The sequence below is a fragment of the Paracoccus alcaliphilus genome (genome assembly GCF_028553725.1).
In the GTDB taxonomy this organism is placed as follows: Bacteria; Pseudomonadota; Alphaproteobacteria; order Rhodobacterales; family Rhodobacteraceae; genus Paracoccus; species Paracoccus alcaliphilus.
Map to the genome: position 1 here is coordinate 2747016 of NZ_CP067124.1, position 13420 is coordinate 2760435.

At 60.2% G+C, this 13420-nt stretch carries 11 protein-coding genes and 3 pseudogenes; 5 read left to right on the forward strand and 9 right to left on the reverse strand.

Annotation, left to right across the window (positions count from 1 at the left end; translation table 11 throughout):
- The first annotated feature begins 181 nt into the window (after positions 1-181).
- Positions 182-1042 carry an integrase core domain-containing protein gene (locus tag JHW40_RS14265; RefSeq protein ID WP_244519140.1) on the forward strand — a complete coding sequence of 287 codons (861 nt, stop codon included), beginning with the start codon at positions 182-184 and terminating at the stop codon, positions 1040-1042.
- On the opposite strand, the gene JHW40_RS14270 is transcribed toward JHW40_RS14265, so the two are convergent.
- From JHW40_RS14270 to istA, 3 genes and pseudogenes are all read right to left on the reverse strand, one after another.
- Positions 1021-4059: a restriction endonuclease gene (locus JHW40_RS14270; protein WP_090611346.1), complete on the reverse strand. Its 3039-nt coding sequence runs from the start codon at positions 4057-4059 to the stop codon at positions 1021-1023. The two genes, JHW40_RS14265 and JHW40_RS14270, sit on opposite strands and share 22 nt — an antisense overlap.
- A gap of 60 nt (positions 4060-4119) precedes the next feature.
- On the reverse strand, positions 4120-4365 hold the full coding sequence (locus JHW40_RS14275; RefSeq protein WP_090611215.1) for a hypothetical protein: 246 nt from the start codon (positions 4363-4365) through the stop codon (positions 4120-4122).
- 200 nt (positions 4366-4565) lie between these two features.
- Positions 4566-5422 (reverse strand): annotated as a pseudogene (gene istA / locus JHW40_RS14280) (IS21 family transposase); the annotation flags it as partial.
- Between the two features lie 9 nt (positions 5423-5431).
- Here istA and JHW40_RS14285 point away from each other — a divergent pair.
- Together JHW40_RS14285 and JHW40_RS24225 are read left to right on the forward strand one after the other, a co-directional pair.
- Positions 5432-6121, forward strand: coding sequence for an IS4 family transposase (locus tag JHW40_RS14285; RefSeq protein ID WP_272848992.1), 690 nt, complete (start codon positions 5432-5434; stop codon positions 6119-6121).
- Positions 6122-6319: 198 nt separating this feature from the next.
- Positions 6320-6364: pseudogene (locus JHW40_RS24225) on the forward strand (hypothetical protein); the annotation flags it as partial.
- A 61-nt stretch (positions 6365-6425) separates the two neighbouring features.
- Here the strand turns inward: JHW40_RS24225 and JHW40_RS14290 are convergent.
- The 4 genes and pseudogenes from JHW40_RS14290 to JHW40_RS14305 form a co-directional block, all read right to left on the reverse strand.
- Positions 6426-7496, reverse strand: coding sequence for a Hint domain-containing protein (locus JHW40_RS14290; RefSeq protein ID WP_090618125.1), 1071 nt, complete (start codon positions 7494-7496; stop codon positions 6426-6428).
- Between the two features lie 133 nt (positions 7497-7629).
- Positions 7630-7872: pseudogene (locus JHW40_RS14295) on the reverse strand (transposase domain-containing protein); the annotation flags it as partial.
- Between the two features lie 60 nt (positions 7873-7932).
- Positions 7933-8439, reverse strand: coding sequence for a hypothetical protein (locus tag JHW40_RS14300; protein ID WP_090618123.1), 507 nt, complete (start codon positions 8437-8439; stop codon positions 7933-7935).
- Between the two features lie 65 nt (positions 8440-8504).
- The gene (locus JHW40_RS14305; RefSeq protein WP_272848964.1) at positions 8505-9920 is read right to left on the reverse strand and encodes an IS4 family transposase; all 1416 of its coding nucleotides are present in this window, start codon (positions 9918-9920) and stop codon (positions 8505-8507) included.
- Between the two features lie 283 nt (positions 9921-10203).
- On the opposite strand from JHW40_RS14305, the gene JHW40_RS14310 reads away from it, so the two are divergent.
- Together JHW40_RS14310 and JHW40_RS14315 are read left to right on the forward strand one after the other, a co-directional pair.
- The gene (locus tag JHW40_RS14310; protein ID WP_244519385.1) at positions 10204-10308 is read left to right on the forward strand and encodes a transposase; all 105 of its coding nucleotides are present in this window, start codon (positions 10204-10206) and stop codon (positions 10306-10308) included.
- A 218-nt stretch (positions 10309-10526) separates the two neighbouring features.
- Positions 10527-10727, forward strand: a complete 201-nt coding sequence (locus tag JHW40_RS14315; RefSeq protein WP_090617607.1) for a hypothetical protein — start codon at positions 10527-10529, stop codon at positions 10725-10727.
- 310 nt (positions 10728-11037) lie between these two features.
- On the opposite strand, the gene JHW40_RS14320 is transcribed toward JHW40_RS14315, so the two are convergent.
- Together JHW40_RS14320 and JHW40_RS14325 are read right to left on the reverse strand one after the other, a co-directional pair.
- Positions 11038-11910, reverse strand: a complete 873-nt coding sequence (locus tag JHW40_RS14320) for a hypothetical protein (protein ID WP_090617605.1) — start codon at positions 11908-11910, stop codon at positions 11038-11040.
- Between the two features lie 6 nt (positions 11911-11916).
- A complete protein-coding gene (locus tag JHW40_RS14325; RefSeq protein ID WP_272848993.1) occupies positions 11917-13416 on the reverse strand; it encodes a hypothetical protein in 1500 nt (499 codons plus the stop codon).
- Positions 13417-13420: the final 4 nt, after the last annotated feature.

Below are 13420 nucleotides of genomic sequence, written 5' to 3' on the forward strand. Positions count from 1 at the left end.
CCGAAGCCCGCACCTGACCCAGCCCCACGCCCCATACCGGCGCGGGGCTTTTTGCGTTTCGAATACACGACTCCGACGTGTGGATGGCCTATCTCGCACCCGAGGTGCTGAAGCGGCTGACCTGCGGGCGCGAGGCCTCGGCGGTCAGCCTCCACAATCTGTGCTTTCTCGCGGGGGAGACGTGGTAACGGCCGCGACCTACAAGCGCTGGCTCGCCCAGATGCACAGCGGGCGCCCCTTCAAGGCGGTGGGCAGGCCGCGTCTGACGCAGGAGCTGCGCGATGTCGTCATCCGCATCGGGTCGGAAAACCTCCTCTGGGGTTACAAGCGGATCGCCGGGGAACTGAAGAAGCTCGGGCTTTACGCCGGCGCCAATTCGGTCAAGCGCATTCTCAATGAGGCGGGCATCCACCCGAGCCCCGAGAAGCGGAAGAAGAAGCCGGCCCTGCCGTGGACCACCTTCGTCAAGGCGCATATGGAAAGCATGGTCGCCTGTGATTTCTTCACCAAGACCGTGTTCACCGCGCGCGGGCCACTGACGGCCTATGTGCTGATCTTCATCCATCTCGGCAGCCGCCGCGTGTTCTGCAGCGCCCCGACCTACGCCCCCGACTCGGCATGGGTGACGCAGCAGGCCCGCAACACGCTGATGTGGTGCGCTGAGCAAGGGATCACGCCGCGCTTTCTGATCCGCGACGCCGACACCAAGTTCAGCGCCAGCTTCGATACCGTCTGGGCATCGGAAGCTGCTCGGGTCATCCAGATCCCGCACAGGGCACCGAACGCCAATGCTTTCGCCGAATCCTTCATCGGCACCATCAAGCGCGAATGCCTGGATTTCTTCGTCTGCTTCAGCCGGTCGCAACTCGACTACATCCTGCGCACATGGGTGCGCCATTACAATGTCCAGCGTCCGCATCGCGGCCGGGAGATCGGGAACAATGTGCTGCAGGTCGACTTTCGGCCAGCCCGCGACGGCCCGATCCGCTGCCGGCGCCAGCTTGGCGGCATCATCACATCCTACACGCGCGAGGCGGCGTGATCCGTGGTTCGAGAGCGAGCCGCAGAAAGCCTGACGGCTTTGACGCCGAAGGCATCCGCCAGAGCCTCTCCCACAGCTGCCACATCCCCAGTCTCTGCCTCGATACCGTGTGTCCGGCACATCGCGATGCCGTCAGGGGAGAGCGGCAGCAGCACGATCACATTGGCGTGCAGCTCATAGCGGAACTTGTGTTCCAGCTGGTCGGGCTGGATCAGGCCAGATTGCAGCAGGCGCGTGATGAATGTGCCAGTGCCGGTGAAGGGGTCGATGATATGGACGCCCTTGGATCCAAGGGTCTGGTCGAACTCATCCTGCAGCACGTCATTGACGGAGCGGATGATGAAATCGACGATCTCGACCGGGGTGTAGACGATGCCCAGCTTGTCGCGGGTGCCCTTGAAGGCGACGCCGAAGAAGTTGTCGTAAAGCTGGCGGATCAGGTCCTGCTTGGCGGCGGGGTTGGTGATCCCCTGCGCCTTCAGCCGGACCGAGCGGTAGAATTCGTCGAGATCGCGGCTCTCCTTTTCCAGATGTGCGCTTTCCAGCACGTCCAATACGCCCTGAATGGCGCGGGAGACCGGGTTTTCCGTGGTAAAGGTGTGGCCTTCAAACAGGGCGTCGAAGACCGGGCGCGTGATGATGTGCTGGGCCAGCATCTCGATGGCCTCGGCCTCGGTGATGCCCGAGTTCAGGTCATCGCGGATTTCGGCGAGGAAGCGGTCGAACTCTTCGCGCGCCGGGCCGGGCTGCGACAGGATCGCCTCCAGCCGGGTGATGTGGGCGATGGCGATGTCTCGCAGGCTGGCGGCCCAACGGTCCCAATATTCGCGATCTCCGCATTTCTTGACGATCTTGGCCATGATGGCGCGGCTGAAATCGTCGAGGATGATGCCGGGCAGTTCGGGCTGGCTTTCGTCCTCGATGACGAAATCATCGTCGCCGCGATCACGGCCCTCGCCGGTGATGCCGGAGCGTTTGGCCGCCGGGCGGCTCGGCAGGTTCTCGACTGTTGCGGTGATGGATTCCAGTTCCTGGCTGCCGATGATCTGGATGCGGTCGGACACGTCCTGACCTAGCGACATCTGGTTGATGGTGGCATCGAACCGTTCATCATGGGCGCGAAGAGCGTTCAGGATCTGCCAGACAACCCGATATTTGTCGTTGTCGTTCAGGGCCTCTTCAGGTGTCTTGTCGGCGGGGACACCGACCGGAAGGATGACATATCCCATCCGCTTGCCCGGCGCGCGGCGCATAACACGGCCCACTGACTGGACCACGTCGATCTGGCTCTTGCGCGGGTGCAGGAACATGATCGCGTCCAGCGCAGGAACATCAACGCCCTCGGACAGACAACGGGCGTTGGTCAGGATGCGGCAGGTCTGGTCTTCGGTTTCGGCCTTCAGCCAGTCGAGCAACTCGCCACGGGTCTTGGCATTGAAGGTGCCGTCAACGTGCTGGATCTCACAGTTGAGATGGTGCCGCGCCAGATCGGTTTCGCGGGTCTGCACCTCGGCTGAGGCTAAATATTCGTCAACAACCGGGTTGAATTCGCTCTGGACCAGTTTTGAGGACTTGATGTCCCGGCAAAAGGCCAGCGCACGGCGCATCGGCTGGGTATCGGCACCAAGATCGGACTGGATGTCCATCTTCGCCAAGGCTTTGTAACATCCCAGGATGCGTGTGGCATCGTCAAGAACGAGACCACTGGTTGGGTCGGCGAGTCGAGCCTGCAGGGAGGTTCCTACAAGCTTCTGGTCCATTGCCAAGACAATGACCTTGTAGTCGGTCAGCAGGCCTTCCTGCACCGCCCAGCCGAACCCCCGGTAGAACAGGGTGGGTCCGAAATCCTCTTCATGGTCCATCGAGCGCAGAGTGACGCCGATGTCATTGGCTTTGGACTTCGCACCATCACCATAGATGCGCGGCGTGGCGGTCATGTAGATCCGTTTGTCGCCGCCGATCACCTCGTCCCGGTGGATGCGGATGAAGTTGCTTTCTTCCTGGCCGTCGAGTGCCGCGCCAGTGGTCCGGTGAGCTTCATCACAGATGATCAGGCTGAACCTGCCCATACCGTGGTGGAGCTGAGCATCGGAAACGGTCTGAATCGACTGATAGGTGGCGAAAACCACGGTCATGTTGCCCGGTGCGGGATTGGCAACACCGGCCGCCAATGCTGCAGCGTCCGTAGTCGCGGGGAAGGCAAGGTCGAGCGAGCTGATCTCGGCCACGTCGTCCTTTGCCACCCGTCGCTTGCCGACCTGGGTGTCGGAGCAGACCGCGAACGATCGGAGCGGAGTGGTCGTGTCGTTGGTCCACTCGCGGACTGTCTGCGCCATGAGTGCGAGCGAGGGCACCAAGAAGAGAACCCGCCCATCCGCACCCACTAGATCTTCGGCGATTTTCAGTGAGGTGAAGGTTTTGCCGGTCCCGCAGGCCATGATGACCTTGCCCCGGTCGTGAATAGAAAGTCCCTCTCGCACGGCATCAAGTGCGTCCTGCTGGTGCTGACGCAGTTCTTTCTTGGGCTCCAGCACCACCTCCTGCTTTGACCCGAAGAGCGCCCACTGGATCGGCGACGCGCGCATATCGACCAAGCCTATCCGCAGGACGGGGATGATCTGCCCGACCAGCATAGCTTCGGCATTTTCCGACCATTCCACCTCAGTCGAATCCATCACCACGCGGCGGACGAACGGCGCCTTGCTGGAAGCGGAGAGAAATGAGTCGATGTCCGATTTTGCGATCCTGTGCTGGGAGGAGAAGAATTTGCATTGGACCGCAGCGAAACCTTCGTGCCCGCGCAGTTTGGCGACAAGGTCTATGCCAACGTCCTTGGCAGCCCAGCCATTTTCGCCGGCCCAGGCCGCCCAGGTCCAGACCTGCTCATACAACTCGGCCTGAACCGGATCATGCACGAGATAGGCTGCACACAACCGCTCGTAATAGGTGCCCTTCTCCCGCTCGCTCAGCGCCGTAGCCCGGTAGCTATCGAGAAGGGTGCCGAGCGAAGCAGTCATGAGGGTCACCATCTGGATTCTGTCATGGCGACCATAGGTTTGAAGTTCTGCGTCGGCAATCTATCGCTTGTCGGGCCGCCAGTTAAGACTGTCGCGCCACCGAATCTTGAAATAGCGCCAAGCTGCGAGGGAGCCGACGCCCACAAGGACATAGATCATCAGGACGACATCCCACTGCCAGCCGTTCCGGTAAAACCCGAAAATGGCCGCTGCGATAAGAATAATGCCGATATTACGAAAGTTGCCGATCATGGCCTTCCGCTGCTCGTATCTGGCGCGTTCGACGTCACGAACGATCTTGACCATCCAGATTCCTCCTCGTTGATGGTTTCACTCAAATGTAATACCGCATCTCGATGAGACCGTCGGGTGGGACAAAGCGATCTGTAGTCATCCCCAGCAATAGCTGACGGTCTGGCGTGTGCACATGACGCCCATGACCCGGCTCACCACCGCGCCGGTGATAGCCGCCTGCCACTCGGAGTTGTTCTCGCCCGCGCCTCCTAGCCGGTCCGGGCGGCGCGGGTGATCAGGCTTTCCGGCGTCATGCCGCCATAGCGCTGATGGGCCTTGGGCATAGTTCCCTGATCGTGGTATGGCCACCGCGCTGCCTCCGACGATGATGAACGGCGACAGGTTCATGGTTGTGGAAGATCTCGATCATGCGATGCGTGAGGCGGACTTCGACCTGCCGGCCGATCAGTCGGTGCGGCACGGAATAGAAGCCGTGCAGCACCTCGATGTGATAGTCGGGATGCACTTTGGCGCGCTTCCATACGGCGTATTCGAAGGGCGTATCGGGCAAGGAGCCGAGCGCGGGGCGTTCGATCTCTTCAAACAGCTCGCGCCGGGACCGTCCGACCCGGCGCATGATCCGCCCGTTCAGCTCATCGAGCAGTTCCGCGATCGCCACGTTCAGCGCCTCGATGGAAAAGAACTGCCGGTTGCGCAGGCGGGCCAGTATCCAGCGCTCCACGATCAGCACGGCGCCTTCGACCTTGCCCTTGTGGCGGGGTTTGCGCGGCCGGGTTGGCAGCACCGTCGTATCGTAATGCATGGCCATGTCGGAGAAGGTTCTGGTCAGCGACGGCTCGAACCAGAGCGGCTTGGCCACGGCGGCCTTCAGATTGTCGCAGACGATCGCCTTGGGCACGCCGCCCCTGAACTTCAGGGCCCGGACCTGGGCCTCGATCCAGTCCGGCAGCCTCTGGCTGAGGCTGGTCCAGGCGAAGGTGTAGTTCGACGCTCCCAGCACGGCGACGAAGATCTGTGCGCCGTGCGCGCGGCCGGTGCCTGAGTCGATGATGGGGATGGTGTGACCGGCATAGTCCGTCTGCATCACCGCCCCGGCCTCGTGACGATTGCCAAGGTGATGGCAGAGGTGCAGTCCAGCGGCACCCACGAGGTCCGGTTCCGCGATGCGCAGGGCAAGGATCATTGCGCCGTGCTCTCGGTCCGGCACGCTACAATGACGGTCCGCCCGCCGATCGGAAAGCAGCGGAAATACCGGCATCAGAATCTTCAGATCATCCATGCCGAGGAGCTTGACCCGCCGGAAGGCCGGGTGCCCGTCTTCTGGAAGCTGATCACGAACTTGCCGGTGGCGACCCACGCGGACGCAATCCACAAGCTCCAATGGTATGCGCTGCGCTGGAAGATCGAGACATTCTTCCGGACCCTGAAGACCGGGTGCCGGATCGAAGAGCTGCGCCTGGCCACGGCTGATCGACTGGCAAACTGTATCGCGTTGTGCTGCGTCGTGTCCTGGCGCGTGTCATGGATGACGATGCTCGGCCGAGAGGTGCCGAAAGCATCGCCTGCTGCCGTCTTCACCGACGCCGAACGCCAACTGCTCGAGCGCACAGCGCCCGAGAGCAAGCAAAAGCTTCCGCGTGACCTCGATTTCTATGTCAGACTCGTCGCGCGGCTCGGCGGCTATCTTGATCGGACCTCCGATGCGCCACCAGGAACCACCGTCATATGGCGCGGCCTCTCCCGCCTCGCCGATCTTGTCGAAGGCGCTCGCATCGCCGAAACACCATCATCCGAGACATATGGGTAACTGCAAGAACAATCGGGCCGTTACCATCCAGCCAAGGAAGCCCTATGAAAGCCGTCTTGTATTGCAACCTCTCAGGGCCGAGGTTCGTGAAGTTCCGTCGCCCGGCGGCAACGGCGTCCCGCTTGATATTGAGGCCTGCGGACCTGCGGAACCGATCTTGCCATCTACCAGGGCGCCCATCCACAATCCAGAGCACCCTTGGTTCTGGGCCACGAATTCGTGGCCAGAGTGGCCAAGGGCGGCGACGGATTCATACGAGATGACTGTGTCGTCAGTTATCCGCTGATATCCTGCGGTAGACCCCTCAGCCCCCGACCTCGACGACCGGCTTTCGGTGCTTCGCATGCCGCGCGATCAGGCTTTTCTGCCGCGCATTGGGTGGCACCGGCCGCACCGGAGCCACATCGTGGCAATGCGTAATCGCGTCGGGAAACAGTGTCAGAATCTCAACCCGCGCTTCGGGCGTCATCGCGGCCAGCGCCTGAGGACCAATAAGCAGGCTTTCGGAGGCGGCGCCCTCAGCGAACAGGATCTGATGTTCGTCCAATACCAGATGAAAATACTCCAACGCTTCCGGCGATTCCTCGACGAAAATTCCCGGCAGAACGGTCAGCCGGATGGCCGGAACCAGCACCTCACTGGTGCCGAACATGCGCCCTGCAATGCGCGAACTGACCAGCATCCGGTGTTGCCGCGAGACGCGCAGGTCGCGCCTGGGCAAACCATTGCCAAGCGCACCGGCCATGATCCTGACCGGGCGCAGTTTTTCGTGTCGCGCCAGCATCCGTGCATCAACCCCGCGCAGCAACGCCAGCAGCAACGGCTGAAAGCCGTGATCGGCGGTGCGCAGCAACATGCCGGGGCGCAAATCCTCGACCGCGACAAGCCCGTCCACCGTTTCGATCAACGTGCCATTGGCAAAGCAGATCGTATCGAACTCGTCATCGAATTGCGTAAAATCGATGGATAGCAGTTCATCATATTGGTCGCTCAGATCCACGCGAAGGATATCATTGCGCGAATAATCACGCTCGTTGATGAAATACATCGCATCATCATTGACGCGCAGCACCGTTCGTCCATCTGCAAGTCGGAAGACATAGACAGCGGCATATTCAGTCCGGCCGTCCGCCATCTGAAAGCGGACATCACTGAATACGCCCATCTCGACGATCACTTGTGGCGGCTCATCCTCGCTGAAAGAGATCCCCTCGTCCGGCTGGTTTGGATGAATTTGATTTGGCTCACCGTGATCCGGGTCGTCCACCCAGAACAAATTGTGATTATAGTTCAGATCGGAATAAGATTTGCCCCCGAGCGAAGCATTGTCACCGGCGTCGCTGAACACGACGCCCCAAAATTGCTGAGGTGCCATCTGACTCTGAACCCTGAACTACGGCCACTGACGGGTAGTCATGTGGAAATACAGAATGTTTGAGCGATGGCGTGACAGCTGTCAAATCTATACAGACAAATCTATCTATAAAGACAGGCCGTCACAAAATACGTCACCGCCCGGTTTCTACGGTGATGGAGCAGGCAGTCTCAGCATTGGTGGCTGTCGGTGACGACCAATTCCGGAGCAGCAGATCATCAAGCCGGTTGATCTTGTGATCATGGATGCGGCGCAAGACGTCGACGAGGCAGGCTTGCGGGTCGAGGCCGTTCATCTTGGTGGTTTCTATGATGGTCATGGCCCGGACCAGCGTTTCGGCTCCGGTATCGGCCCCGGCGAAGAGCCAGTTGCGGCGACAGCTATCCTGCCGAGAAAATTCTACGTCCGCATCCCCTTAACCATGGGGAGGATTACCTCAGGATTTGAAAGATTGCCCGCCACGCTGACAGGCTGCCGCGAGCGCCTGCACTGCTGCGACTTCTGCGAGGAGATGTCCTCGACGCCGGGCGGCCAGCCACGTCGTTGCCAGTCCGATACTGGCGAGCACGGCGGCGATGCCGGCCACTCCGATCAGGCGCCAGGTCGGATCCAAGCTGATGGCAGCGAGAATGACGGCCGCGCCCGCGTATCCCACCGCCATGCAGCAGATCGACCAGATTCGGACCCGGTGCAAAATGAGGTCTGCCTCGCAGCTCAGATCCGCCATCACCCGGTGGATGAGCGCCGGAACCGTTATTCCAAGATTCTCGTCATCATACGAGGTGAGCACATGCTCGAGATGCTGCAATCCGGCAGGGTCCTTGGCCAGGAGGCGTATGTCGGCCGCAAGCAACTGCTGCTCGACACACACGGGGCGGCGGGTCAACGCCTCGGCAATGCGAACGGCGGCCTTCTCGGGATCATCGGTGCGGGAATGCGTCATGATCAACCTGCCGCAGCTTCAGAACGATATCTTCGGGCTTCGTAACGGCCCGGTTGCCCTTGCAGTTACCCATATGTCTCGGATGATGGTGTTTCGGCGATGCGAGCGCCTTCGACAAGATCGGCGAGGCGGGAGAGGCCGCGCCATATGACGGTGGTTCCTGGTGGCGCATCGGAGGTCCGATCGAGATAGCCGCCGAGCCGCGCGACGAGTCTGACATAGAAATCGAGGTCACGCGGAAGCTTTTGCTTGCTCTCGGGCGCTGTGCGCTCGAGCAGTTGGCGTTCGGCGTCGGTGAAGACGGCAGCAGGCGATGCTTTCGGCACCTCTCGGCCGAGCATCGTCATCCATGACACGCGCCAGGACACGACGCAGCACAACGCGATACAGTTTGCCAGTCGATCAGCCGTGGCCAGGCGCAGCTCTTCGATCCGGCACCCGGTCTTCAGGGTCCGGAAGAATGTCTCGATCTTCCAGCGCAGCGCATACCATTGGAGCTTGTGGATTGCGTCCGCGTGGGTCGCCACCGGCAAGTTCGTGATCAGCTTCCAGAAGACGGGCACCCGGCCTTCCGGCGGGTCAAGCTCCTCGGCATGGATGATCTGAAGATTCTGATGCCGGTATTTCCGCTGCTTTCCGATCGGCGGGCGGACCGTCATTGTAGCGTGCCGGACCGAGAGCACGGCGCAATGATCCTTGCCCTGCGCATCGCGGAACCGGACCTCGTGGGTGCCGCTGGACTGCACCTCTGCCATCACCTTGGCAATGGTCGTGCCGCCATCCTCCGCCAGACGGTCGACGCAGCTGCGGACGAGGAACCCGGTCCCGAGTTCTTCGGACAGGCAGTAGAGTTCGTATATGTCGCTTTCCCGATCACCGATATGCACGCAGCGCTCTGGCACCCCTGTCAGTTCGGTGGACAGGCGCAGATTGTCGAGCCAGCGCATGCTTTCCTTCTGTTCGATCGGCACCCGGGTCGGATTGATCTTCCGTTTAAGAGCGGCGGTTCCCTTGAACTTGCTGCGCGACCAGAACTTGGCCGCCGTCAGGCCGAGCGGCAGCCCATCCGGCGTGATGGCCATGCTGGCATGCATCAAAAGCCCGCAGACCGCATGTTTCTGATAGCGACCTTCCTTCAGTTTGCGTCCAGTCGACACCGTCGTGAACCCCACCTTCTCCGGAGCCGAACGCTTGAAGGAGAATTCCGTGGTGTCCTGCAGGATCAGGATGGGACCATCGGTTGCCCGGATGCGCAGGGCAGAGGCAGCGAAATGGCCCTCGAGGATCTTGTCCTCGCTGACATTGCCGTTAGCAAAGAAGCGGTAGGCGGCCTTGGTATTCGACCAGTCCTGGAATGCCGTCGGCAGCGATTTTCCCGGCCGTTCCCCGAGGGCCTCGAGCATTGCCTCAAGCCGCCTGTTCAGCCTGACATCTCCCAGATCGCATCCGGCCGTTTCCGTTTCCACCCAACTCTGTCCCATGTCTGCACCTCAATTATTCGGTGCCACATGACGAATCATGATCGCTTGTGCTCAGGCAAGGCCAAGTCTGGTGGGTGAATCAATTCGCCGCACCACTTGTGGGTAACTGCAAGCCGGTTGCCACCGCCTTTTGATCTGGGTCTCGGACCTTAAGCTACGTCGTTATTGACGTCCTTACCGACGTCGTATCGGGGAGCTGAGATCTGTGGGTCATGTTGGGGTTCTGGGACGGGAGCGTCGCCGTAGATGGTCGGATGCCGAGAAGATTTCGGTCCTGGAGCGCGTGGGTGTCAACGGCAGGACGGTGACGGATGTTGCGCGCGAGGCCGACCTGACGCGGCAACACATCTATCAGTGGCGCCAGGAGATGCGGCGCAAGGGGCTTTGATCGTTACGACATCTCCGACCGACCATCCATCCGTGATGTAGACCCGCTGCTGTCCTGCGAGCGTGTATGTCGTCATGATCTGGACCTCGCTGCAAGCGATGCGGACCGGGCAATCGTGTCGATCGCATCGGTCGTTCCGTGGAGGACCGGCATCTGCGTGGCGCCGATCTGAATGATGACAGGCTGCAGGTTCCGTCCACCTTGCCCGGCCTGGTCGGATGACGGGAGCGGCGCTGCTGATCGATGAGATGGACGACCAGGGCGAGACCGCATTCCGCGCGATTGCCTTCGAGATCCTGGACATTGCCGATACCCCCGATCCTGACTTTGTCCGGGTCATCGCTGAGCGCGTGAACGCCGCCTTCCAGCTCGAGCTGCATCAGATCAAGCTCGGCATCGCCTACGACCGCTATGCCTGACCGCCTTTTCCGCCGCGCCGCCCTTCGTCGGCGGCGCGTATGGTGATCGACATAACCCCGGCCGCGCGGGGCCCTCGATCTAAGATCAGGGATAGCGCGGATGCAGATCAGCGGGTCGTGCTGCAGTCATGATCAACGCCCGCAGCCATGGCCAGCGCCTCCTTCGCAGGTGACATGGCCGTCGATGCCGGGGCCGACGAGACCCGCTCCGGATTTCAAAGCCGGCGCAATGCGCCGGCCTTTCTAGCTCTGTCGCCAGCATTTGATTGTGGCAGTCTCTGGAGATGCCGGGTGGGCTTGGGGAGCGGATTCACTGAGCAGGGAAAAGCGGCGGAACATCCATTGGCAGCATGATCGCACCAACTCCTTGAAGTGTCGCCGGACTGTCATTTCCAAAAGTAACAAACACCGGTTTGTCCCCGCTCTTCGACCCCTTGCCAGCATCCGGTTTTGATGCGGCAACTCGCCTGGGAGCGGGCCGTCCATCTGTCATCAGCTGCGGACTGAGTTCAAACTTGACGGTGAGCGCATTTGTCAGGGAGCTGCCATTGGAAACGGTTGGGTTAAGCACCAGCGGCCCCAATGCAAAGAAGGCGCCCCCGTTCTGCTGATTGGCCTTCACGAGCTTCAGCGTAGCAAAGTTTCCATCTCCAGGCGCCCAATTGAGACAACTTGGTCCGATCTTCTGGACCTCATACTGGCTCAGCATGAAATTGTTGCGCAAGGTGAGGAGTGTTGCGGCAAGCGGGGTGGTCCCTCCAGGCCGCGGTTGAATTTGTTCACCGATCTCGACAGCGTAGCTGTAGTTCATCGAGCCCGTTCTGGATCCACCGGCTCCGAAGAGGGCTCTGGTCATGGCGCCACCGGTCCCTGCCATTGTGGTGTTCAGTCCGCCGCCGGACGAAGTCTCAAGCGCCAGGCTTGCCACGGCAGAGGTTATGTCGAGCCGAATACCTCCTGGTCTTCCACAATAAATCGGCGCCCCCTGGTAGCGCTTCAGCACGGGATCCTGCTCAGGATGCAGAGCGAGCCAGTCCATGTGACTCTGGTAGTCGATGAGCTGGCTCTTGACGTCTGCGAAGGCGAGATAGGCCTCTTCCTGCTGGATAACCTCGACGCGATCGCCTTGGGCGCAGGCTGCAATACCGACAAGGATGGATATGGAAAAGGAAGCACGAAACATACCTGATTACTCCGTTAAAAAACAAGGATCGTTTCGAATTGTATTTCCGGACCTTCTGGCCTTGAACATTTCAAGAAGTAATCCTGATACTTCAGATGCACGCCATTCCGCACCTCCTCCACGGATCGAGACCATCCCTCGGAGGCTTTGGTTTCGCATGGGGGGGTGGGGGTTGGGGGTGGGTGGGGTGACCTTTGGTTCCTTCGCAGGCCCTGGCGTAGGCTTCAAGGGATCCGCCGATATTTCAACCAGACTCAGGATATAACCCATCTCTCGATCGGTAAGGCAAAGCGGATGATTGGCCGAGCGGCGGCAATGCGGTTGCGAAATCGGCCTGAGCCGGTTAGCGATTAGCCACTCCTTGAATTCCACCACTATCGCTTCATCGTCCCTACCTGCTGTCGCAGTGAAACCGGTTGCATCACCATTCTTCAGGATGGGCAAGCCCGCGAGAAGACGATGATAGCTAACCGCGAGTGTCGGCAGGATCACCGGCTCCTTGTCAATAACGGCTGGCACTTCTGATGAAACTGGTGCCGCTTGCTCGGCTGGCGGAATATCTGGTGATACTTGTGTCTCCGATGGTGACGTGGGTGTTTCCCCTTCAGCCGCCGGAGGCGATACGGTTTCTTCTGCTATCTCCAGATAGCCACCTACTAACCCCGCCGGGAAAGCTAGAGAGGCCGTGGCAATTGCAGCATCTTCTGTATTATCCGGCGCCCCGTTTGAAAAAGTAACTCCTGCCAGATCTTTAAGGGCCATGTTGATGTATTCTGCCTCCGCGGCATCCAGAGCTGTCAACGAGCAATCGAAGTTCTCCACGCAATCCCAGAGCAGCTTGTCGATGTTTCGGGCAGTGCGGAGCGCGATGTCACGATGTTCCTTAACCCGTGATTCCCCTCCCGCAAGAAAGATGGCGTAGCGGCGTGGCTCGCGAATGACTCGATCATAATCGGCCGCCATATCAGAGAAGTTGTAATAGCTGAGCACGAGGTATTCTTGGTCGACCGGGCTGACCCGGTTCTCGAGACTGGCAGGCCAATTTGCCAAAGATCTGTAGTTCTGCGTGTGAAAGACATAGGGCCGAGGGTTGAAATTCTCATCGACCGTGTATGTGGTAAACTTCGTCGTGAACTCGTCAAGGGTTGCGGGGATGCTTGTAAAAGCGCCGCCGACCTGCTCAAAGGAGATCTCAAGATTGTTGCTAGCGGATGCCGTCTCGACGCTCTTTCGGAATGAGGCATTGGCACTGAACCCCCCGAAACCACCCTTCGCTTCGGCCTCGATCCGTTCCTTGTCGGACTTGGCAAGGTTCGAGATCGTCAGCAAGGCATTCATCCGCCCGCCACGGCGGTAAGATGTCACGAATGAATCCCCGCAGGCCTGCACGAAGCGACTAGGCCCCTCTGGACCAGTCAAAAGCTTCAGGGCATCATCGCTCAGCCGAACAGATTTCTGTGCGCCAGGTCCGATAAATTCTCCGCCGGTATCCACGACCGTGCTCATGACG